Here is a 21,957-nt window from a genome sequence, read left to right on the forward strand (position 1 = left end):
GATGGCAAAGACCGTCGCCGATGTACTCAAGCTCGTCAAGGAAAACGAGGTCAAGTTCGTCGACTTCCGCTTCACCGACACCCGCGGCAAAGAGCAGCACGTGACCGTGCCGGTCTCGGCTTTCGATGAAGACAAATTCACCTCGGGCCACGCATTCGACGGCTCGTCCATCGCCGGCTGGAAGGGAATCGAAGCCTCGGACATGCAGCTCATGCCCGACCCGAACACCGCCAACATCGACCCGTTCTTCGAAGAAACGACGCTGATCCTGACCTGCGACGTGATCGACCCCGCCGACGGCAAGGCCTACGAGCGCGACCCGCGCTCGCTCGCCAAGCGCGCCGAAGCCTACATGAAGGCATCGGGCCTGGGCGACACCGCCTTCTTCGGTCCGGAACCCGAATTCTTCGTGTTCGACGGCGTTCGCTGGAAGAACGACATGTCGGGCTGCTTCGTGAAGATCGAGTCCGAAGAAGCCTCGTGGAACACCGACAAGGAATACGAGCACGGCAACACCGGCCACCGTCCCGCAGTCAAGGGCGGCTACTTCCCGGTTCCCCCGGTCGACAGCTTCCAGGACATGCGCTCCGAAATGTGTCTGGTGCTCGAATCGCTGGGCATCCCGGTCGAAGTGCATCACCATGAAGTGGCCAACGCCGGCCAGATGGAACTCGGCACCAAGTTCAGCACGCTGGTCCAGCGCGCCGACTGGGTCCAGCTGCAGAAGTACGTGATCCACAACGTGGCGCACGCCTACGGCAAGACCGCCACCTTCATGCCCAAGCCCATCGTCGGCGACAACGGCTCCGGCATGCACGTGCACCAGTCGGTCTGGAAGGACGGCAAGAACCTGTTCGCAGGCGACGGCTATGCAGGCCTGAGCGATTTCGCGCTGCACTACATCGGCGGCATCATCAAGCACGCACGTGCCCTGAACGCCATCACGAACCCCGGCACCAACAGCTACAAGCGCCTGGTGCCCGGCTTCGAAGCCCCGGTGAAGCTGGCCTATTCGGCCAAGAACCGCTCGGCCTCGATCCGCATTCCGTTCGTGGCCAACCCGAAGGGCCGCCGCGTCGAAGCGCGCTTCCCCGATCCGCTGATGAACCCGTACCTGGGCTTCGCCGCGCTGCTGATGGCCGGCCTCGACGGCGTGGAGAACAAGATCCATCCGGGCGAAGCTGCCAGCAAGGACCTGTACCACCTGCCGCCGGAAGAAGACGCGCTGATCCCGACCGTCTGCCACAGCCTCGACCAGGCCCTGGAATACCTGGACAAGGACCGTGCGTTCCTGACCAAGGGCGGCGTGTTCACCGATGCCTACATCGATGCTTACATCGAACTGAAGATGCAGGAAGTCACGCGCTTCCGCATGGCGACGCACCCCGTCGAGTTCGACATGTACTACTCGCTGTAATTTGGCTCGCCTCCAGGCTGTGCGCACTTCGTGTCGCTTCGCCTTCCTACCGGGGGCGATACCTGCGGCCCGGCAAAGCCGGTTCCGCGGTATCCCTGGAAGGGGGCTTGGCGCAGCGCGGTGTGTAGGCCCGATGGGTTAAGAAAAGGACGGCTTGCCGTCCTTTTTCATTGGGGTGGAACATCTGGTCACCATTGGCGTCGAATTGCATGAAAATGCGCCTTTGTCGCGCTGTCCACCGCCAATAACCGATACACATGAAGACTGCTTCCCTCATTTTCCTGGCCGGTTCACTGCTCGCGCTGCCGGCGCTCGCGCAGGAGCGCGTCTGGCGTTGCGGCAATGAATACACCAACAACGCCTCCATCGCCCAGCAGAAGGGATGCAAGCCGCTCGAAGGCGGCAACGTCACGGTCGTGCAGGGCACGAGGCCTTCGGGCGGTGGCGGCGGTTCGACGTCGTCGTCCTCGGGTTCGTCTGCAGCGCGTGCGCCGGCGGGCAGCCCGCGCGTCGAAGGCGTCGACCAGCGCGCCCGCGATGGCGAGGCGCGTTCGGTGCTCGAGTCCGAGCTCAAGAAGGCCGAGGCGCGCCAGGCCGAGCTGCAGAAGGAATACAACAACGGCGAGCCCGAGAAGCAGGGCAGCGAAAGCAAGAACTATCAGAAGTACCTGGACCGCGTCGCCGAAATGAAGGCCGAGCTGGCGCGCAACGAGAGCGATATCGCCGGCATCCGCCGCGAGATCGGCCGTCTGCCCGTCAAGCAGCCCTGATCACATGGTGTTCGGGAAGAAGGCGAACGGCGCCAACCTGCGCTTCAAGTCCTTCGACCTGCTGTCCACGCTGATCGCGGTGGTCAACGGCAACGGCTCCGTGCTGTTTGCCAACGCAGGCCTCGAGGACGCACTGGGCACATCGCGACGCACGCTCGAGGGATCGCAGTTCGGTGCCTGTTTCCACGAGCCGCAGGTGCTGCGCACTGCCATCGACGGCGCCAGCAGCAACGACTTCGCAACGCTGCGCTACGAAGCCTTCCTGCGTCGCGTCAATCACGAGCTGATGCCGGTGCAGGTCACGCTGTCGCACGGCGACAGGAAGGGCGAGCTCATCATCGAGATGTCGCCGCTCGAGCAGCAGGTGCGCCAGGACCGCGAGGAGCGCCTCATCGACCAGGCGCAGGCCAACAAGGAACTCATCCGCAACCTCGCGCACGAGATCAAGAATCCGCTGGGCGGCATCCGCGGTGCGGCGCAGCTGCTGCAGATGGAGGTCGAGTCCCGCGACCTCATCGAATACACCCAGGTCATCATCCACGAGGCCGACCGGCTGCAGACGCTGGTCGACCGGCTGCTGGCGCCGCACCGGCGCCCGCACGTGGTGGGCGACGTGAACATCCACGAGGTGTGCGAGCGCGTGCGCTCGGTCATCCTGGCGGAATTTCCGCGCGACCTGCACATCGAGCGCGACTTCGACGTCTCGATCCCCGAGTTCCGCGGCGACCGCGAGCAACTCATCCAGGCCACGCTGAACATCGCGCACAACGCGGCGCAGGCGCTGGCCGAGCGTCGCGCCGCGGGCGATGCGCAGATCACTTTCAAGACGCGCGTGGCACGCCAGGTGATCTTCAACAAGCAGTGGTATCGACTGGCACTGGAATTGCATGTCATCGACAATGGACCGGGTGTGCCGGACACGATCAAGGACCGCATCTTCTATCCGCTCGTCTCGGGCAGGGAAGGCGGGACCGGGCTGGGGCTGACGCTCGCGCAAACCTTTGTGCAGCAGCATCACGGCGTGATCGAGTGCGACAGCGTCCCGGGCCGAACCGATTTCAAGATATTGATACCGCTGCCCTAGCGCAGCACCGGCAACAGAGGAGATGCATGAAGCCGATCTGGATAGTTGATGACGACCAATCGATTCGCTTCGTGCTCGAGAAGGCTCTGCTGCGCGAAGACCTGCCCACGCGCAGTTTCACGAATACCCGAGAGGTGCTGGCCGCCCTCGAGCAGGCCGGCGACGACGAGCAGCAGGCGCCCCAGGTCCTGGTGAGCGACATCCGGATGCCGGGCGGCTCCGGGCTCGACCTGCTCGACAAGATCAAGGCCCGGCACCCCGGCCTGCCCGTCATCATCATGACGGCGTTCTCCGACCTCGACAGCGCCGTCTCGGCCTTTCAAGGCGGTGCCTTCGAATACCTGCCCAAACCCTTCGACCTGCCGCGTGCGGTCGAGCTCATCCGCCGCGCGGTCGACGAAAGCCAGCGCGAGGAAGTCGCGGAAGAACGTATGGTCGCTGCGCCCGAGATGCTCGGCCAGGCGCCCGCGATGCAGGACGTGTTCCGCGCCATCGGCCGGCTCTCGCAGAGCAACGTCACGGTGCTCATCACCGGCGAATCGGGCTCGGGCAAGGAGCTGGTGGCGCGCGCGCTGCACAAGCACTCGCCGCGCGCCAACGGCCCGTTCGTGGCCATCAACACCGCCGCCATCCCGAAGGACCTGCTCGAGAGCGAGCTCTTCGGCCATGAGCGCGGCGCCTTCACCGGCGCGCAGACCATGCGCCGCGGCCGCTTCGAGCAGGCCGAGGGCGGCACGCTGTTCCTCGATGAAATCGGCGACATGCCCTTCGACCTGCAGACGCGCCTGCTGCGCGTACTCAGCGACGGCCACTTCTATCGCGTGGGCGGCCACAACTCGGTGAAGGCCAACGTGCGGGTCATCGCGGCCACCCACCAGGACCTGGAGCAGCGCGTCAAGCTCGGCGGCTTCCGCGAAGACCTGTTCCACCGTCTCAACGTGATCCGCCTGCGCCTGCCGGCCCTGCGCGAACGCGGCGAGGACGTGCCCGCGCTCACGCGCCACTTCCTGCAGGTCAGCGCGCGGCAACTCGGCGTGGAGCCCAAGCGCATTTCCGATGCCGCGCTGGCCAGGCTCGCGGCCTTCAGCTTCCCCGGCAACGTGCGGCAGCTCGAGAACATCTGCCACTGGCTGACCGTGATGGCGCCAGCCCAGCTGATCGAGGCCAAGGACCTGCCGCCCGAAGTGATGGCCGGCGGCGCCGCCGTCGATGCCCACGCCCATGCGGCGGAGAGCGCGGCCACGGCCCCTGCCGGAATGCCGCAGCAGGCCGTGGCGCCGCTGCCGGTGGCGGGCGTCGAGGCGCCATCGGCCACACACAGCGCACACGCCGCAGCCGACGCTCCGGAGGCTCCCGCCGCGGGCGGCGTCAGCAGCTGGGAAGGCGGCCTCGAGGCCGAGGCGCAGGCGCTGCTGGCGGCCGGGCGCACCGACGTGTGGGACGTGCTGTCGCGCCGCTTCGAGTCGCGCCTGATCCTCACGGCGCTGGCCAATACGCGCGGTCGCCGCATCGAGGCCGCGCAGAAGCTGGGCATCGGGCGCAACACCATCACCCGGAAGATCCAGGAACTCGGCATCGAATGAAAAAGGCCCCTCGGGGCCTTTTTTTATGCCGGTTCGCGGGTGTCTTCGCTATCGGCTGCGTTGTCCGAGGGTCAGCGAGTCCAGCTGGAAGTTGCCGCTCTTGTCCCAGAGCCACGTGTCCACGTAGGTGTGGGCGCCCAGCTTTCCGGGGTTGGGCAGCGGCGACGTGGCCTTGATCAGCTCCGCGATCTTCGGCGGCACCTCGGGTGCATGGCTCGGCGTGCGGCTGAAACCCACGCGCACCACCTTGCCGGTGGCATCGATGTCGGTCTCGACCACCACCACCGCGTAGACCAGCGGCGGGATCTTGCCCTTGTAGATGCGGCTGGCGTACTTGTTGTAGATGTGGCGCGCGCCGATCTTGCGGTAGGCCCGCACGGCCGGCGTCTGCGCCGTGATCAGCCGCACCGTGGCCACTTCGCGCCCGCTCGAGGAAGCCTCGTCCGCGGGCGATTCGGACGTGGACGAGGAGGCCCCTGCGCCGCCCTCCGCCTTGTCGGCGGACTTCAGCAGCGAACAGGCCGACAGTGCCAGTGCCGCCGCCAGCAGGGCGACGCGGCTGGCCGTGCGATGGAGCTTCGCCATGGTCTCAGGCTCCCTGGTCAAGATCGAGCACCACCGGTGCGTGATCGCTGGGCTTTTCCCATTTGCGCGGCACGCGGTCGATGACGCAGCCCTTCACGCGCGGCAGCAGCGGCTGGCTCACGAGGATGTGGTCGATGCGCAGGCCGCGGTTCTTCTGGTAGCCCAGCATGCGGTAGTCCCACCACGAGAAGCTCTTCTCGGGCTGCTCGAACATGCGGAAGCTGTCGGTCAGGCCCAGCTCGAGCAGCGCCTTGAAATGGTTGCGTTCCTCGGTCGTGTGGTGGATGGTTTCCTTCAGGCCCACAGGGTCGAAGCTGTCGCGGTCCTCGGGCGTGACGTTGAAGTCGCCCAGCAGCACCAGGTTCGGGTGTGCGGCCAGCTCTTGGCGCAGCTGGTCGTGCAGCGCCTCGAGCCACTTCATCTTGTAGGCGAACTTTTCCGAGCCCGGCGCCTGCCCGTTCACGAAGTAGCAGTTGACCACGCGCAGCGGACCGGAGGGCGTCTCGATGGTCGCCGCGATCACGCGCGACTGGTCGTCCGTGAAACCGCCGATGTTCTTCACCACGTCGCGGACCGGCGCGAGGCTCAGGATGGCGACGCCGTTGTAGGTCTTCTGGCCGAACACCGCGGCCTCGTAGCCCGCGGACTTCAGGACCTCGAGCGGAAACTTGTCGTCCGTCATCTTGAGCTCCTGCAGGCAGAGCACGTCGACCGGGTTGGCAATGAGCCAGTCGAGCACGTGCTGCAGGCGCGCGGTGAGGGAGTTGACGTTCCAGGTGGCGATTTTCATGTGGGCGGCGGTCTGTGCGAGGGCTGTCGGTGTGGCGCGGCGGCGTGGCATGGTTGCCCCGCCGGCCGTGCCGCGAAAGGAGTTCCGGCGCACATTCTGCCGCGCCCGCGGCCGGGCCCTGTATCAGACGGAGACGCGTACGTCTACGCGCCCCCAACCCCGGTCTACAGCGCGATCACGTCCGGAATGGCCTTGTTCGCCTTGAAGCAGGACAGCGCCTCCATCTGCTTCCACGCCTGCAGCTGCGTGAAGTTGGTCTGGTACTCGATGTAGCAGCCTGTCAGCGCCTCGTCGATGATCTTGTCGGCGCGCTCGAACAGGATCTGGTTGTCTTCCAGGTCGCGGAAGTAGGTGCGCCAGGTGTCGCGCTCGCTGGAGCGTCCGAGCAGCGTGAGGTAGCTGGAATAGAAGAGCGAGTTGAACGCGCGGCCCAGGTTGTCCTGATACACGGTGAACTCGCCGCCGCCGCCCATGCCCACGCCCACCGTCACGTCGGCCTCGATGCCGAGCTTGGAGCCCCCGAAGGCCGACGACTCGAACTCGAGCGCGAACGAGGCGCCGACGCCGACCGACAGCGAACCCTTGGCCGTGCCCTTGATGATGTCGTAGCCGCACATGCGCAGCGACAGCGAGGCCTCGCCCTTGATGCGCGCGCCGGCGAAGGCTTCGGCCTTGAGCTCGAGCTTCACGCCGTCCACCGTGGCGCTGAACTCGACCTCGGCCGTGGCCATGGCGCCCGCGAAAGCCTCGGCGCTGGCCTCGATCAGGAAGATGTCGGCCACGTCGATGTTCGCGTCCACCTTGATCTTCACGCCCACCATCGCCTCGACGCTGCCCTTGACCGTGACGCCCTTGCCCTTCTCGTACGTGGCCTCGCCCTCGGCGCTGAGCGACGCGCCAGCGAAGGCCTCGGCCTTGAACTCGGCACGCAGCCCGGTGATCTCGAGCACGCACTCGCCGGTAGCCTTCACGCCGTAGCCCACCGAGGCCTCGGCCTTCACCGCCTTCTTGAACTCGTCGTTGGTCCAGGTCACCTTGCTGAACTTGCCGTTCTCGCCGCCGCGCATCAGTCCGGTCTCGATCTGGCTGCTGGTCTGCAGCCAGGGACGCGGGTCGCCGACACCGATCTTGCTCAGGTCCTTGCACAGCACGTCGAGGAACAGGCGCACCTTCGCCGGCTCGTTGTTGCCCATGTACTGCATCGACATCGACACATCGTCGATGTGCTCGGGGAAGTCGCGCAGGCCGTCGATCCAGTATTTGACCAGCTGCTTCTTGCGCACGATCAGCTCGCGCCGCGCCGCATTGATGGCCATCTTGTCGCTGATGGTCGCCAGCTCGTTGGGCAGGCGCACGTTGGGCATGTCGAGCATGCTGCCGAACTGGCGCTTGTACTCGTTGCTGAAGTCGTTCATCTTCTGCAGCACCTGCGCCGGCTCGGCCGAGTTCGTCCCGCGCGTGAGCTTCTCCAGCATCTGCTTGTAGACGTAGAGGAACTGCAGGAACTCCTGCGCCAGCACCTTGCGCTCCTTGCTCGACACGCCGCCGATCAGCTTGTCGAGCGTCTTGAGCCAGGCCTTGGTCTTGATGTTGAACTCCGGCGTGGGCAGTTCAGCCCAGACGACTTCGTACTTGTGCGTGAACTTGGCACTCGAGAGCGCATTGAACAGTGGAATGGAAGTGGCCATGGCGTTGGATGCGTTGGGGTGGAACAGATGGCGTCAGGCGTCCTGCCGCACGCCGATGATCGAAAAGAAGCGGTTCAGGTCGCCGTCCTCGCGCAACACTTCCTGCATCAGTTGCGGCAGCGGCATGCGCCCCCATGCGACAGCACGGTTCACGAGGTAGGGCGTGGGGCTGTGCGGCTCTTCGCGCATCAGGTAGGCGGCGGCCAGCTCGAGCAGCTGGTAGGCCTCGGCGCGGCTGCCGATGCGGCCGTTCGCCGCGGCTTGCGGCAGTGCCGCCGGCGTGGGGGGGAGTGCGGGCGTGGCTTCGCTCATGTGGTGGTCGTCCATCGAGGTCGCGGAAGAAAGAAGGGACAGCGGCGCGGCAAGCGGCGCAGCCGGTGGCTCGGCGGCCCACGCCGGCGCGGGCTGGCCGCGCGGGTCGCGCTCCTGCAGCAGGCTGCGCAGGGCCTGGCGCATGCGTGCCAGCATCTCGGTGACCTTCGACAGGCTGGGCGCATCGGCGCCCAGGCGTTCATCGAGCAGCGCGCCCAGGCGGCGCCAGGCGTCGGCCGCCAGCGCCACGCGGTCGTCGAGCGCGGCCACCGCGTGCAGGTCACGCGCCGCGCGGTCGAGGATGTCCTGGCGCGACACCGTCTGTGCCGTCGGTTCCTCGGCTACTTCCTTGGCCTTCGACTTCGCATTGCCTGCGGGCGCGCTCGTACCGGCACCGAACTCGGTGGTCAGCGCGCGCTGCCAGTCGTTCAGGTTGATGAAGGGCGGCGAGAAGTCGGGCCACGCGAGCAGCGGCACCCGCATCAGCAGCACCTGCGCGAAGGTGTCGTTGGCCCACACGAAGGTGGCGGCGCGCATGTCGGCGTCGTTGTCCTCGATGCGCGGATGCACCTCGTCCCAGAACTCGCGCGCGAGCCCTTCGAGGAGCCGCGTGCCCGCGAGAAGACCGTCGATCGCGTGGCGATGCATCCAGGCCTCGGTGAGCCAGGCAGCCACCTGCAGGTCCTTGCTGCGCCGTTGCAGCAGCTCGGCACACAGCATCTCGCAGGCGCGCCAGTCGGCCTTCTTCAGCGGGCGGGTCCATTCGCCCATCGGCAGGCTGGCGTCTTCCTCCATGCGTGCGTCGCGGATGCGTCCGTACACGGCGTCGTAGCGCAGTGCCGGCCCGCCGGGGCCGTCGATGTCCAGCGGCGCGAGGAAGGCCGCGAGATCGGGCGCGAAGCCGTTGGCGGCCTCGGCGTTCAGGGGAGCGAGCAGGGCGGCCATCAGGGCGTGCTCCATTCAGGGGCGCGGGCGGGGAACGCCGCCGGCCAGATCAAGGCGTTCTTCTTGCCGGCGGGGCTCGCCGCGATGCGCAGGAACACGCGCGCGCGTCCACCGGCCGGCATCTGCGCCGTGTCGCCGGCCGACTGGGCCGCCAGCGGAAACTCGAACTTCAGCAGCTGCGAGCGGCCGTCCGGGCGTTGCAGCGACTCGCCTTCGCGCTGGCGCTGCGCCAGCGTGAGCAGCGCCCACGGGTCGGCGAAGCGGAAGGTCACGGTCTGGCCGTCGGTCAGCAGGGCAGGCTGCTGCGCGTCGGCACGTGGTACCAGCGGCGAGTCCTTCGCGACGCGCAGCACCAGCGCCACCGGCATGCCGTACTCCCAGCGCAGCGTGCGCGGGGCGTCGCGCAGGCGCAGCACCTGGTCGCCGACCTCGAAGGACCAGTCGATGATCTTGTTGCCTTCGATTTCCGCCGTGGTGTTCGCGCGGAAGTCCACGCTCAGGTCGAAGCCCGGCGTGGCGCCCTCCTCGGTGGGGAACAGCGGCTGCAGGAAGTCGCGCGCGCGGCCGAACTGCTCGGCGAAGCGGCGCGCGGCCGCGCCCGGCATCGCCGAGGTACGTGCACCGGCGTCGGTGCGGCTTTCCTTCAGCGCGCGTGCCAGCGGATCGAAGGCCCGCGCCAGGTCGTTCACATCGGCCGGGTCGGCCAGGTCGAAGGCGCGCGCGGTGGTGGCCGCGCCGAACGGGTGCCTGCCGGCCAGCGAGCGATTGAAGCGTGTGGAGAACTGGGTCCACAGCTCCTGCTGGTCGCCGAACTGCAGTTCGTAGCAGCGTGCGAGCAGCGCGCTGTAGATCTGCTGGTGGCGGTCCGCGAAGTAGTCGCCGATGCGCGTCGCCGGTGCCTTGCCGGCCAGCTTGGCCGAGCAGGTCTCGCGATCGATCTCGGCGCCGGTGGTCCCCAGGAACTGCTCGAGCAGCAGCAGGCTGCTGTTCGGGTTCTTCAGCCGGTAGCGTTCGAGGTCGCGGTTGATCGCCTGCCAGCGCTGTGCGAGCACCGAGCCCGCGCCTGCGCCGTCGAGCGCCGCGATGTAGCCGTCGGCGAGCTTGCCCAGCGTTTCGACGCGATTGAACTGCTGGCCCAGGTAGGCCGCGAGCGAGCCGGTGTCCGAGACGCCGAAGGTCACCAGCATCGGACCGCGCTCGCCGCGCCAGCCCTGGAAGTCGCGCCCGCGCATGGCGTAGAGCTCCGACTGATTGAAGGCCTCGTCCACGGCCTCCAGACGCTGCAGCGCATCGCGCGAGATCAGCGCGCGCAGGTCTTCGGCGCGCGGGCCCGCGCCCAGTTCGTACAGCAGCGCCTGCACCTTGGCCAGCCGCTGGCGCGAGGCTTCATAGGCCGCGGCCTGCGTGTCGGTGGCCATCAGCGTGCGCGGACCGTCGCCGGCGCCGGACGCGGCCTCGGCCACCTGGTCGACCACCAGCTGCGCGAAGTGCGCGTTCAGCGCGGCCTCGATGCCCGGGCGAACCGACGCGGGGAAGGCCGTCAGGCCATCGGTCATGTAGCGCTTGCGGACGTCGCCGACCGCCAGCGCCTGGTCGAGCCGCGGCAGGTCCCACGCGGCCATCGACCGCATGCCCGCGCCGGGCAGGTCGCGGTCGCGCGCGGCGGCCATGAAGGGCTGCGCCAGCAACGCGGAGAGCGCGTCGCGCAGCGCGATGCGCTCGGGTGCCAGCGCGAAGCGGCCTTCCTTGTCCTGCCACACCAGGCCGGGTTGCGCGCCGCCGAAGCGCAGGTTGAACTCCGCGCGGAATTTCTGGAACGCGTCCTGTGCGCGCGAACGCACGGCATCGGCCGATTCCTGCCCCAGCAGGCGGTTCTGCTCGATGCGCGCGATCGTGCGGTCGTACGAGCCGCCCAGCGCCAGCACCGGCTGGCGCATCCAGCCGCCCTTGCCGGACGCGACCAGGTCTTCCTGGTCCTTGATCGCGCCGATCACCTCGCGGTAGCTGGCGGTGGTGCGCGCGAAGCTGCCGGCACCGGCGAGCGACGGCGTGAGCCGGGCCAGCGCCTGTTCGGACACCAGCAGCTCGTTGTTGACGAACAGCCGTGCGTCGAGCTGCGCCGTGCCCTTGTCGAGCGCGCAGCGCAGCGCCGCCTGCACCGGCGCCAGCGGAATCGCCAGCGCGTTGCCTTCGGCGGCCTGGCGGAAGTAGCGCAGATTGCGGCTCAGGTCGGCCGGCAGCTCGGCGCCCAGCGCATAGCGCACGGCCACGCGCAGGTCTTCCGCATTGCCGGTGGACGGCTGGCGCAGCCGCTCCACGGCCTGCAGCGCGGTGTCGAGCTGTTCGGCCGAGCCGAGGTAGCGCTGCAGTGCGCCGAACTCCGGCTGGTCTTCCACCAGCAGGCCGTTCTTGCGAGGGGCGTCGCCGATGGTCCGGAAGCTCGGCGGCAGCGCGCAGTTCGCGCCGACGATGAATTCGCCTGTGGCCTCGTCCTGCTCCACGCCGCTCAGCTGGCTCACGCGGGCCATCAGCTCGCGCCGCAGGGTGCTCACTGCGATGTCGCCGAACTCGCGCTCGATGCGCTCGATCACGCGTTCGTTGAGGTCGTCGAAAGGCTGCCACGAGCCCGGCATGAAGAACGAGTAGGTGCCGTCGGTGCGCAGCCGTTCGTTCATGGCCAGCAGCGACAGCGCCTTGTTTCGGTACCAGGCCGTCGGAATGGTCTCGCCGCGCTGCTGTGCGCGCATGCGGTAGTGGGCGTCGTTCTGGAGCTGCGAGAGCGCCGACACCAGCGTGCCGTTGTGCCGGTGCAGCTGCCATGTGGCCACCACCAGGCCGATGCCCCAGCCGCCGAGGAACAGCACCGCCGTCCAGCGCAGCGCGCGGTGCAGCACCGGGCGTGCGAGCGTTTGCGTGCGCGACGGCCGGGTGAGGCCGTACTCGAGAAAGATCTTCTTCTCGAAAAGGTCGCGCAGGAACGCAGGCTGGCGCATCAGCTGCGCGATGAGGTCGCCGCCGGCGGGCTCCTGCCGGCCGTAGGCGTCGCGCTGGTTGTCGACGTCGGTGAAGCGCTCGGCGAAGCGCTCCGCGTCGATGGTCGCGATGGCCTGCGCCGATTCGCCGCTGTCGCCCGTCAGGTAGATGCCGCGGAAGAAGAAGGGCTCGTGGTAGGCGCTCGGGCGCATCAGTTCGTCGACGTACAGCTGCAGCTGGCCGCGCAGCGCCTCGATGCGCGAAGGCAGCAGCAGCTGAGGGCCGGCCCCCTGGGGCGCGGTGTCGGTCGCGAACAGCTCGGCCGACACGTCGGAGACCGAGCGCACCACGGTGCCCACCGCCTCGTCGACCCAGCCCGGCTGGTAGGTGGTCGACAGGTCGTACGGCGACGACCAGCCCAGCATGCTGGCGCGCAGCGGCTCGGGCAATGCGCGCGCGAAGGCGCTGAAGCCCTCGAGCTGCTCGGCGCCCGTGACGAGCACGTACACCGCGAAGCGCATCGCGAAGCGGTTCTGCGCGAGCCACAGCCGGCGATGCGCGAGCTTGGCGCGCTTGGACAGCTCCAGCCGTCCGTCGGTGCTGTCGTCCAGCAGCAGCGCTGCCGGAATGGTGATCACCACCGAGTCGAACGGGCGCTGCGGGCGGTAGGCCCGGCACATGCCGAGGAACTCGTCCCACGGCTTCTCGGAAGCGTCGTCGTCGTCGGGCGAGCCGAGGTAGGCGCCCTGGATGTCGATGACCACCCCGCGGTCGAAGAAGTGCCACGAGATGCCCTGCGTGGCCGCGGCCGAGGCCGACTCGGTGCTCAGCGCGCTGGCCACGCCCGACTGCTCGATCGGCAGCTGGCGGTGGTCGTCGCCCTCGTTGAGCAGCATGATCCACGGGATGCCGTAGCGGTCGGCGCGCGAGGCGATGTTGCCCTCGATCAGCTCGACCGCCTGGCGGAACGAGCTGCGCAGCGAGTCGAAGCGGATGCGCGCGACCTTCGGGTCGCTCGACGGCTTGGCGTGCGAACGGCGCGCGGCGAAGTACAGCACCATGCCGAGCACGAGCAGCACCACCAGCGTGAGCACCGCGATGGAGATCAGGAAGAGCTGGTCCGTCAGCATGGCGTGCTCCCGGTGGAGTGCGCGAGGCAAAGGTCGTTCATCGCGTGTAGCCTCCCGACGCCTCGATCGCGCCCGGCTGCAGCACCTGCCGCACCGGCCACGACTGCCACAGCCACAGCAGCTCCGACACCGCGAGCAGCGAGGCGGTGGCCAGCAGGAACAGCACCGTCCAGCGGCTCAGCGTCGGCAGCTTGCGCGGCGCGATGTGCGACAGCGTGCTCGCATACGCCCGTTCCGACACCACGCGGTCGCGGCCCGAGAAGTCGGCCTGGCGCTGGTAGACGAACTGGAACAGCTCCTCGCGGTAGCCGAGCAGGCGAGCCTCCTCGCCGCTGCCGCGGTACTTGCCCTGGAATCCCAGCGCCAGCGCGAACAGGTACAGCCGCGCGATGTCGCGGCGCGACGGCTCGCGGCCCGACAGCAGCTCCTCGATGCGGCGGAACACGAGGTCGCCCGCGATGTTGCTTCGGAACAGCGAGGACTCGAGCAGGTGCGCGGTCCAGCGCTCGCGCCCGACCCACGGCGTGTGCAGCAGGATCTCGTCGGCCAGCGCGGCCTTCAGGTAGCGCGCGTCGGCCACGTTCTCGAGTTCGAAGCGCGTGCTCTCGCGGCGCGACTCGAGCGACTGCAGCTCGAGCAGGTTCTCCAGATGGCGGGCCAGTGCCTGCGCCACCATGTCGGGGTCGGTCTCGCGCGATTCGGCGGTGCGGTCGCGCGCTTTCACGATCTCGTCGTAGAAAGCGCGGAACTGCTTGGTGATGTGGTCGTCGACCGCAAGGTCGGGAAGGTTGCGTGCCATGTGGGAAATCTCTGTGCGTGCCTCGTGCCGTTCGCGCCGTCAGTCCTTGACGAAGAGCACGATCTCCTGCGGAGGCTGTGCGGTGGCGCCTTCGTTGGCGTTGGCGATCACCAGCAGCTCGCCCGGCACGGTCAGCGCGGTATTCGTCTGGATGGCGAAGAGCAGGTACCCCGAACCCGGGCGCAGGCCGAGCTCGTCCGCCGATTCGATGGGCCGGCGCACCGCGCCCAGTACGCGGCGCTCGCGCAGCGACGGGTAGGCCGACTGCGAGCCGACGATGGCACTGTCCATCCAGGCCAGCAGGTCCCGGTCGGACTGGCCGCGCAGGCCGATCACGATGCGCGCGCCGTCCAGCCACTGCGGCTGCAGCGTGGTCTCGAAGGCGCCATGGCGGAACTCGAACTTGTGCTCGCGGTACTCCTGGCTCACCTCGGACACCGCATCGCGCAGCGCCAGCAGCAGCGGCTGGAACACGCGCGAGGGGTTCGCGTGGTCGTAGTCCATCGGCACCGGCGGCAGGCCGCCGGGGCGCAGCAGGCTCAGGGAGGCCAGCAGCGCGCACAGCGACCAGTACATCGGCAGCGGATGCAGGTGCGGCGTGCGCAGCACGGCCTCGGCGTGCGGCAGGCCCGACAGCAGGCTGCGAAGGCGGTCCTTCAGCTCGAGGTGCGCGAGGCGGTCGTCCACGCGCGAGGAAGGCACGGCCGTCTGCTTCGCGACGAAGGCGGCCTTGCCGCGCAGCTGGCCGAGCAGGCCGGCGGCGGCGGTCCACAACGGGTTGTCGTGCGCCACCTCGAGCAGCGGCGGCTGGGCGTCGCCGAGCTTCACCACTTCGTTGTCCTTGAACACCTGGCCCAGGCGCAGGTGCACGTGCGTGCCGGGCGGCACCGCACCGGCGCTCAGCGCCAGGCGCGGCAGCATGCGCGGGATGCTGGCTGGTTCGGCGTCGGACACCATGTCCTCCACCGGCGCGGCCGCCACCGAGCGGAAGCGCACCGTGGCCGAGCGATGGCGGTTCGCGCCGGTGACCGGCAGCGTCAGGTAGATGTCGAGCGGCCCGTTGGCCAGCTGTTCGGCATGCGGCGCGAGCGACAGCTCGAGCGTGCCGTGCGTGGGCTCGCCCGCCGCGTACTGCACGGCGGTGCCGTCGGGCAGGATGGCCTCGAGCGCCAGCACGCGCAGCAGGCCGGCCGGCAGCAGGCCCTGGTCGAACACCAGCCGGCGCACGCCCCAGCTGAAGGGCGCGGCGGCCAGCGTCTGCCAGGCGACGAGCGAATCCATGCGCGAGGAGAACTGCTGGAAGTGCTGCGGCGACAGCAGCATGCCTTCGTGCCACTCGACGCGGTCGGTGATGGGGGCGGCGCGGTGCACGTCAGACATGGCGGGCTCCCGTGCGGGCGGGGTGGAGGGCGGTGTTCACTGGTGGCGGTCCGGGTTGTTCAACGCGTGGTCGACACGTCGAAGCTTTGAATGTCGAAGCGGGCGACGACGGCGCCCTTGAGGTCTTCCACCCGCGCGCGGTTCGCGCCGGGCGTGTTGTAGTTCGCGAAGACGAGCACGGCGGCCACGCGCGGCGAGCCGAAGGTGCTGGCGGGTACGCGGATCGTCTGGCCCGGCACCAGCTCCCAGGAGTGGTACGCGAGGCTTTGCGGAAAGGTCTTCTGCAGGTCGGCGCGTGCGCCGAACCACTTGGAGGCGGGCAGCTCGGCCAGGCGCGCGAGCATCGCGTCGTCGAGGACCATCACGACGTCCACCGCGACCGGGCTGTTCTGGTTGGCGTTGGGCGCGGCAGAGAGCGTGAATTCGCTCCAGTCCACGCGCGTGCCCTTGGGCATCAGGCTGCCGCATGCGGCCAGCTGCAGCACGAGCAGCACGGCTGCGAGCCAGCCGAGGGAGGTCTTTGTCCGTTTCATCGAGAAATTCCGGTGTTCGCCGCGCCGGAGACGGCGTAGGCCGCGGCGGGCTGGGCTTGCCGTGCACCCACGGCAACGCCCATCAGGAGGATCAGCAGGGATGCCAGCACGCCGCAGCCGGCCAGCAGCGCGATGTGCCCGCGCGTGAGCACGAAGCGGATCGGCCGCGGCGGCGCCGCGTCGGCATGGGGCGCGGCCACGCGCTCCGACGGCAGTCCGGCCGAGACGATGGAGATCAGCGCGCAGCTCGCCAGCAGCGTCAGAAGGTTGCGCGGGCCTTCGCAGATCAGGTCGATCGCCAGGAACAGCGCCAGCGCGGCCTCGATGGGCAGCTGCAGCATCGACAGCACGATGCCCGCGTAGCCGACATTGGTCAGGCTGTTGTTGCCGGCCGAGGCGAAGGCCGCGATGGTCGCGCCGGTGCCGATCACGCCGATGTCGGCCGGGCTCAGCGTGCGGTCGTAGAGGTTGGCCACGAACAGCGCGAGCAGCACGTAGTAGAGCGCCGAGCCCGCGCGCAGGAACACCGAGGCCGTGGGCACCACCAGCTCGACGATGCCGCGGCTGAAGCCCAGGCGCGCGCTCATCGCCTCGATGGTGTGCGGGATGCTGGCCGTGGTGCTCGAAGACACCAGGCTCACCAGCATCGGCGTCTTCAGGTGCTGCAGCACTTCGGCCAGCGGCTGGTTGCCGCGCTGGTGGATCACCGCAATCGCCGCCGCGCCCAGCAGCGCCACCAGCACGATGAAGTGCAGCAGGAAGCCGCTCATGGCGCGGATGGTCACCGCATCGGTTTGCGAGAGTACGTGCGCGGACATGCCGAAGGCCACCACCGGCAGCAGGATGTTGGCGCGCGCGATGATGAGTTCGAGCGTGCGGTAGATGCCCTCGAACATGTGGTTGAGCGCGTTGTGCTGCGTGCGCGCCAGCGCGGCGAAGGCCAGGCCGAACAGCAGCGCGCACGACAGGATGCCGAGCGAGCGGCCCTCCACCAGCACGCGGAAGAAGTTGTCGGGCAGCAGCGTCGCGCGCGGCTGCTCCACCGGCGTGGCCTGCATGCCGCCGTCGTGCAGGCGCATCTCGATGTCGCCGCCGTCGCCGGCCTTCTGCACCAGTTCGCCGAGGTGCGCGCGCGATTCGGCGTCGAGCTGCGAGCCCGGCGCCTTCACCCAGCCCAGTGCCAGGCCGGCGCCTGCGCAGCTCACCACCAGCAGCAGCGCGAGGCCCGCGATCATCGCGATGCGGCGCCCCGGAAAGGGCAGTCCCATGGTCTGGCGCAGGCCGAAGAAGGTGGCGACCACCAGCAGCGGGATGGCCGCCATGCTCACGATCGACAGGTACACCTGCGCCGCGATGTACGCCACGTCGCCCACCGCGGGCGCGTACACGCCCGCGACGGCGCCTGCCGCCATGCACAGCAGCAGGGCGACGAGGCTGTGGGACGTGCGCGTCAGGAAATCCATGTCGGCTTGTTCCAGCCTTTGTCGAGCGCGAATGCGACCGTGGCGCGTGCCAGTTCGAGCGAGCTGTCGACCAGCGACATGGCGCCGTGCTCCGCCGCGATCGCGGCCTGCGCCGCCTGCGCTGCGATCGGCAGCTCGGTGCAGCCCATGATGACCGCGGTGGCGCCCGTGGCGGCCAGCGCCTGCAGCGCGCGCTCGAAGGCGGCCGCGCCGGCCGGCACGTCGCCGCCTTTCACGGCGCGGATGCAGGCGTCCACGTGGTCCTGGCCGGTGGCCGCGTCGGGCACGAGGAAGTCGATGCCGTGCTCGCGCAGCGACTGCTGGTAGAAGCCCGAGGCCAGCGCGCCGCGCGTGGCCAGGATCGCCACGCGCACGGGCCGTGCGGCCGTGGCGCGCGGTGCCGAGGCAATGGCCGAGACGCACGACTGCGCGATGTGGATCACCGGCGCGCGGCTGCGCGCGGCCATCTGCGCATACCAGTGGTGCGACGAGTTGCAGGGGATCGCGACCACGCCCACGCCGATGTCGTTCAGCACGTCGATGCCCGCCAGGAGTGCCGGCAACGGGTCGGGGCCGCTGCCCAGGATCGCGCTGGAACGGTCGGGCACGTGCGGCAGGTTCGCCACGATCACCGGCAGGTGCTCCTGGTCGCGGGTGGCGGGCGTGAGCCGGATGATCTTGTCCATGAAGTCCACCGTGGCCGATGGACCCATGCCGCCGAGTACGCCGATGCGTGACATGACGCCGACGTTCCCTAGATCTTCAATGGCCGCGGGCACACCACGGCAACGGCCGCGGTGTTGCCGATGACCAGCACCAGCGTGCGCAGCATGTCGCACACCGGATCGACCGCCAGGAACAGGATGAACGCCGCCTCGAAGGGCAGGCCCAGGTAGGTGCAGGTCATGCCGATCAGCGACACCGTCACCAGCCCGGTCATGCCGGCCGAGGCGAAGCCCGCGAGCACCGACGACGTGAGCACGATGCCGATTTCCACCGGCGACAGCGAGCGCCCGTAGATCTGCGCGATGAACAGCGTCGCGCACACGTAGTACACGACCGGGCCGATGCGCAGCAGCGACACGGTCAGCGGCACCAGCAGCTCGACCCGCGAGCGCGCGAAGCCCAGCCGCGTGACCAGGCTCTCGATCATGATCGGCATGCAGGTGGCGCTGCTGCGCGTGGCCAGCGCGAGCGCGAAGGGCCCGCGCAGTGCGTTGAGCGTCTGGCCCAGCGTGCCGTTGGAGCGCTTCCAGATGATGACCGCAGCCACCATCAGCAGCACCACCGAGACCACCAGGAACGCCACCACGAAGGCGCCCATGGCGCGCAGCGGCTCCATGCCTGTCTTGCCCAGCTGCGCCGCGCTCATGCAGAACAGCACCACCGGCAGCGGGAAGCTCAGCCAGCGCATCAGCGTCTGGCAGGCGTGGTAGACGGTCTCCAGCGCCTGCGTGAGGCCGTCGGAGATGCGCGTGGGCACGTGGCCCACCGCCAGGCCGAACAGCAGCGCGAACACCAGCGTCTTCAGCGTGTCGCCGTTGGCCAGTGCCGAGAAGATGTTGGCCGGGACCAGGCTCACCAGCATGTCGGCGAAGCTCGCGGTCTTCTTCACCTCGTCGGTGCCGCGCAGGTTCATGGCCGTGTCGCTGGCGCTCAGGTCGCCGCCCACGATCTGGCCGAAGGTCTGCATCGTGGTGCTCGGCAGGTTCTCGCCGGGACGCATGATCAGCAGCGTGGCCGCGCCGGCGATCGCCACGAAGGCAGAGAACGCCAGGAACACCAGCGCCACGCGGCCCAGCAGGCTGGCGGTGCCGCCGTCGCGGAACAGCCGCTGCAGGCTGAAGATCACGGCCGAGACCATGAAGGGCAGGGTGATCATCTTCAGCAGGTCGACGTAGATGTCGCCCACGAAGCCCAGCGTGGTCGCCATGGCGGGCGCGAGCATGCCGAAGGCGACGCCGGCGCCGAGGCTGATGATGACGACCCAGGGATTGAGTACGAAGGCGTAGAACTTGGAGGGAGTCATGGTGTCGGGATGTCCGGTGCCGTTCAGCGGTCGAGCGCCTGCAAGACTTTCTGGATGTCCAGCTTCTCGGTGCGCTGGGCGAGGAACTGGTTCACGTAGGCCAGAAGGGTGGTGTCGGTCACGGCCACGCCGATGCCCAGCGTGTCCTCGAGGTCCTTCAGCGTCACGGTGCGCAGCACGAGCGACACGGTGGGGTCGGCCTTGAGCACGCGCTTGACCTCGAACTCGTCGCGGTACGCGCTCACGATCTCGCCCTTGTGCAGGGCGACCAGCACTTCGTTCCACGTCGGGTATTCCTGCACCTTGGCGTGCGGGAAGTTGGTGCGCGCGTAGTCCGCGAAGGACGACTTGGCGATCACGCCGACGGTGCCGTTGAAGTTGCGGATGACTTCCGGCAGCGGACGCCCGTGCGCGAGCTGGGCGAACTTCACGCGGTTGAGGATCAGCGAATGGTTCAGCGTGAGGTACGCATCGCTGAACGCGATGGTCTGCGTGCGCGCGAGCGTGCGCGACAGCTTGCTGATGGCCAGGTCGGCCTGGCCGCTGGCGAGCAGGTCGACCACCGCGTTGAAGGTGCCGGCCTCGCGGTTGAAGCGCAGCTTGACGCCGAGTTCCTTGGCCAGCGACTGCGCCAGGCCGACCTCGAGCCCGGTCCACTGGCCCGCGTCGTCGAAGAAGAAGAACGGCGGCGTGTCGACCTTGAGCATGGCCACCACGAGCTCGCCGCGCATCACGATGCGCGCGATGTCGGGTGCGAGCAGCCGGCCGTCGGGCACGCGCACGAGGCCGTTGGTCAGCACCGGCGCGGCGGGCGCGGGGTTGGCCGGGTCGACCTGGAACGCGGCGGCCGGTGCGCCGGGCGTGGCGCTGGCCGCTGGGGCGGCGACCGCCACGACGGGCGCTGCAGTGGCAGCGGGCGCGGCGAGCGCCCCTGGGCCACGGGGCGTTCGCCGGCCGCGCCGGCGGGTCCGCCGGCGAGCAGGCCGGCCAGGGCCAGCAGGCCGGGAAGGGCAAGGCGCCGCAGCGCACTGTGCATGCCCTTGGGATGTCGTGTGTTGTTCGGCATGCGTGGGGTCACTTGGTTCATGAGGTGGAAGCAGGGAGGCCGGTGCGGCTGCGGGTGCAGGCGAGGCGGCCGGCGCGGGTGCCATGGAGGGCGAGGAGGGCTGCAGCGCGGCCGGTGCCGTGGCGGCGGGGGCCGCGGGGGCGGCCATCAGCTTGCCGATCTCGATGCCCATCAGGAACAGGAGAACGCACAGCAGCACCAGGCAGGCCGCGGTGATCGCGACCATGCGGGAAGTCATCGTGAAGACGTATTGCGACATGGAGAAAAGTGGTGTCCGGTTCAGGGAACCATGGAAGTGAACTGGCCCGGCACGACCACCTGGATCACGCCGCCCCAGCTGCACATCAGCTTGGAACTGTCCTGCAGCGCGGGCATGTTGCCCACCAGGACCGTGGGTGAGCCGGGCGCCCAGGGCGCGGACGTGACCGGGATGCACGGCATCGGCGTGAACGCGCCGAGCGCCGCGGCGGTGGCGGCCGCCACCATGGGGTTCGACATGCTGTTGCAGGTGCCGAAGGGCGCGATGTTGGCGATCGGCTTGTTGTCCATGATGGTGGCGGCCGGCACGCCGCCGGTGACCACCGCGTTGACGGGCAGCACCACCAGGCTCGAAGGCGCGGCGCCGAAGCTGCACTGCAGCGTGGCTCCCATGCAGACGTGCATGCCCATGTTCAGCTTCCCCTCACGAGCTTTTCGAGGCTCTTCATGAAGCCCGGCGCCGCGGCGCCGCCGGCGATCTCGCGGCCCGCCTCGTCGAAGCGGCGCGGCTGGCCGTGCGGCTTGCCCTGGCGGTAGACGATCTCTTCCATCGGCTGGCCGTTGGGCCAGTAGCGGCGCAGCGTGCCGTGCAGCAGGTTGGCCACGTAGGGCGCAGACTGCGCGACGCCGCCACCCGGCTGGTGGTCGACCACCTCGCCGTCGAGCAGGCCGGCGCGGTAGTGCTCGCGCCGGACGATGCGGCCCTCGTGGTAGTAGCTGGCCTCGCCTTCGAGGCGGCCGAGCACGTGGCGCAGGCGCGCGGTGACGTCGCCCGACTCCGCGTACACCACGGTCTCGCCGTGCAGCGCGCCGCGCACGTGCTGCTGCGTCTGCATCAGCCGGCCGCTCGGGTAGTAGGTGCGCGTCACGCCTTCGGCCGCACCGCCCAGCCGCTGCGTTTCCTGCAGCAGCTGGCCGCCTTCGCCGAACAGGCGCATGGCGCCATGCGGCAGTCCGGCCTGGTATGACGCTTCCATGGCGGGCTTGCCCGCGGCCGAGAACACCTGCATCGGCCCGTGCGCGACCTCGCCCAGGAACGAGGCGCGCACCACCGCCTGGCCGGCGCCGTCGAAGGCTTCGCGCACCACGGCGCCGGAAGCGGCTTCGGAAGGCAGCGCGGGAAGGGAGGCGGACAGGGGCAGGGCCATGGCG

At 69.0% G+C, this 21,957-nt stretch carries 18 protein-coding genes; 4 read left to right on the plus strand and 14 right to left on the minus strand.

Features of this window, described 5'->3' with window-relative positions:
• Position 1 precedes the first annotated feature (1 nt).
• The 4 genes from glnA to ntrC all read left to right on the plus strand — a co-directional run bounded on the left by glnA (position 2) and on the right by ntrC (position 4,854).
• Positions 2–1,417 (plus strand): type I glutamate--ammonia ligase, encoded by a 1,416-nt coding sequence (gene glnA / locus AACL56_RS11325; protein WP_081271312.1) that lies wholly within the window; start codon positions 2–4, stop codon positions 1,415–1,417.
• Positions 1,418–1,674: 257 nt separating this feature from the next.
• Positions 1,675–2,187, plus strand: coding sequence for a hypothetical protein (locus tag AACL56_RS11330; RefSeq protein ID WP_339089926.1), 513 nt, complete (start codon positions 1,675–1,677; stop codon positions 2,185–2,187).
• Between the two features lie 4 nt (positions 2,188–2,191).
• Positions 2,192–3,271, plus strand: coding sequence for a nitrogen regulation protein NR(II) (gene glnL, locus AACL56_RS11335; protein WP_339089927.1), 1,080 nt, complete (start codon positions 2,192–2,194; stop codon positions 3,269–3,271).
• A 26-nt stretch (positions 3,272–3,297) separates the two neighbouring features.
• Entirely contained in the window at positions 3,298–4,854 is a 1,557-nt protein-coding gene (gene ntrC / locus AACL56_RS11340; protein WP_339089928.1) for a nitrogen regulation protein NR(I), read from the plus strand.
• 48 nt (positions 4,855–4,902) lie between these two features.
• Here the strand turns inward: ntrC and AACL56_RS11345 are convergent, their stop codons facing one another.
• The 14 genes from AACL56_RS11345 to AACL56_RS11410 all read right to left on the minus strand — a co-directional run bounded on the left by AACL56_RS11345 (position 4,903) and on the right by AACL56_RS11410 (position 21,953).
• Positions 4,903–5,439 (minus strand): hypothetical protein, encoded by a 537-nt coding sequence (locus AACL56_RS11345; RefSeq protein WP_339089929.1) that lies wholly within the window; start codon positions 5,437–5,439, stop codon positions 4,903–4,905.
• 4 nt (positions 5,440–5,443) lie between these two features.
• On the minus strand, positions 5,444–6,229 hold the full coding sequence (gene xth / locus AACL56_RS11350; protein ID WP_339089930.1) for an exodeoxyribonuclease III: 786 nt from the start codon (positions 6,227–6,229) through the stop codon (positions 5,444–5,446).
• A gap of 164 nt (positions 6,230–6,393) precedes the next feature.
• The gene (locus AACL56_RS11355) at positions 6,394–7,917 is read right to left on the minus strand and encodes a hypothetical protein (RefSeq protein ID WP_339089931.1); all 1,524 of its coding nucleotides are present in this window, start codon (positions 7,915–7,917) and stop codon (positions 6,394–6,396) included.
• A 33-nt stretch (positions 7,918–7,950) separates the two neighbouring features.
• Positions 7,951–9,174, minus strand: a complete 1,224-nt coding sequence (gene tssA, locus AACL56_RS11360) for a type VI secretion system protein TssA (RefSeq protein ID WP_339089932.1) — start codon at positions 9,172–9,174, stop codon at positions 7,951–7,953.
• Positions 9,174–13,277, minus strand: a complete 4,104-nt coding sequence (locus tag AACL56_RS11365) for a type VI secretion system protein (protein ID WP_339089933.1) — start codon at positions 13,275–13,277, stop codon at positions 9,174–9,176. The genes tssA and AACL56_RS11365 overlap by 1 nt, the downstream gene beginning before the upstream one ends.
• 37 nt (positions 13,278–13,314) lie before the next feature.
• On the minus strand, positions 13,315–14,076 hold the full coding sequence (locus AACL56_RS11370) for a DotU family type IV/VI secretion system protein (protein ID WP_339089934.1): 762 nt from the start codon (positions 14,074–14,076) through the stop codon (positions 13,315–13,317).
• Positions 14,077–14,115: 39 nt separating this feature from the next.
• Positions 14,116–15,456 (minus strand): type VI secretion system baseplate subunit TssK, encoded by a 1,341-nt coding sequence (tssK, locus tag AACL56_RS11375; protein ID WP_339089935.1) that lies wholly within the window; start codon positions 15,454–15,456, stop codon positions 14,116–14,118.
• A gap of 59 nt (positions 15,457–15,515) precedes the next feature.
• A complete protein-coding gene (locus AACL56_RS11380) occupies positions 15,516–15,989 on the minus strand; it encodes a hypothetical protein (RefSeq protein ID WP_339089936.1) in 474 nt (157 codons plus the stop codon).
• Positions 15,986–17,452 carry a dicarboxylate/amino acid:cation symporter gene (locus AACL56_RS11385; RefSeq protein WP_339089937.1) on the minus strand — a complete coding sequence of 489 codons (1,467 nt, stop codon included), beginning with the start codon at positions 17,450–17,452 and terminating at the stop codon, positions 15,986–15,988. Before AACL56_RS11385 ends, AACL56_RS11380 begins: the two co-directional genes overlap by 4 nt.
• Positions 17,440–18,192: an aspartate/glutamate racemase family protein gene (locus tag AACL56_RS11390; protein WP_339089939.1), complete on the minus strand. Its 753-nt coding sequence runs from the start codon at positions 18,190–18,192 to the stop codon at positions 17,440–17,442. The genes AACL56_RS11385 and AACL56_RS11390 overlap by 13 nt, the downstream gene beginning before the upstream one ends.
• Positions 18,193–18,206: 14 nt before the next feature.
• Positions 18,207–19,481, minus strand: a complete 1,275-nt coding sequence (locus AACL56_RS11395) for a dicarboxylate/amino acid:cation symporter (RefSeq protein ID WP_339089940.1) — start codon at positions 19,479–19,481, stop codon at positions 18,207–18,209.
• 23 nt (positions 19,482–19,504) lie between these two features.
• A complete protein-coding gene (locus AACL56_RS11400) occupies positions 19,505–20,374 on the minus strand; it encodes an ABC transporter substrate-binding protein (RefSeq protein WP_339089941.1) in 870 nt (289 codons plus the stop codon).
• Positions 20,375–20,826: 452 nt separating this feature from the next.
• Positions 20,827–21,216, minus strand: a complete 390-nt coding sequence (locus AACL56_RS11405) for a DUF4280 domain-containing protein (RefSeq protein ID WP_339089942.1) — start codon at positions 21,214–21,216, stop codon at positions 20,827–20,829.
• A 2-nt stretch (positions 21,217–21,218) separates the two neighbouring features.
• Positions 21,219–21,953 (minus strand): toxin-antitoxin system YwqK family antitoxin, encoded by a 735-nt coding sequence (locus AACL56_RS11410; RefSeq protein ID WP_339089943.1) that lies wholly within the window; start codon positions 21,951–21,953, stop codon positions 21,219–21,221.
• Positions 21,954–21,957 lie beyond the last annotated feature (4 nt).

It is taken from the genome of Variovorax paradoxus, from assembly GCF_902712855.1.
In the GTDB taxonomy this organism is placed as follows: domain Bacteria; phylum Pseudomonadota; class Gammaproteobacteria; order Burkholderiales; family Burkholderiaceae_C; genus Variovorax; species Variovorax paradoxus_Q.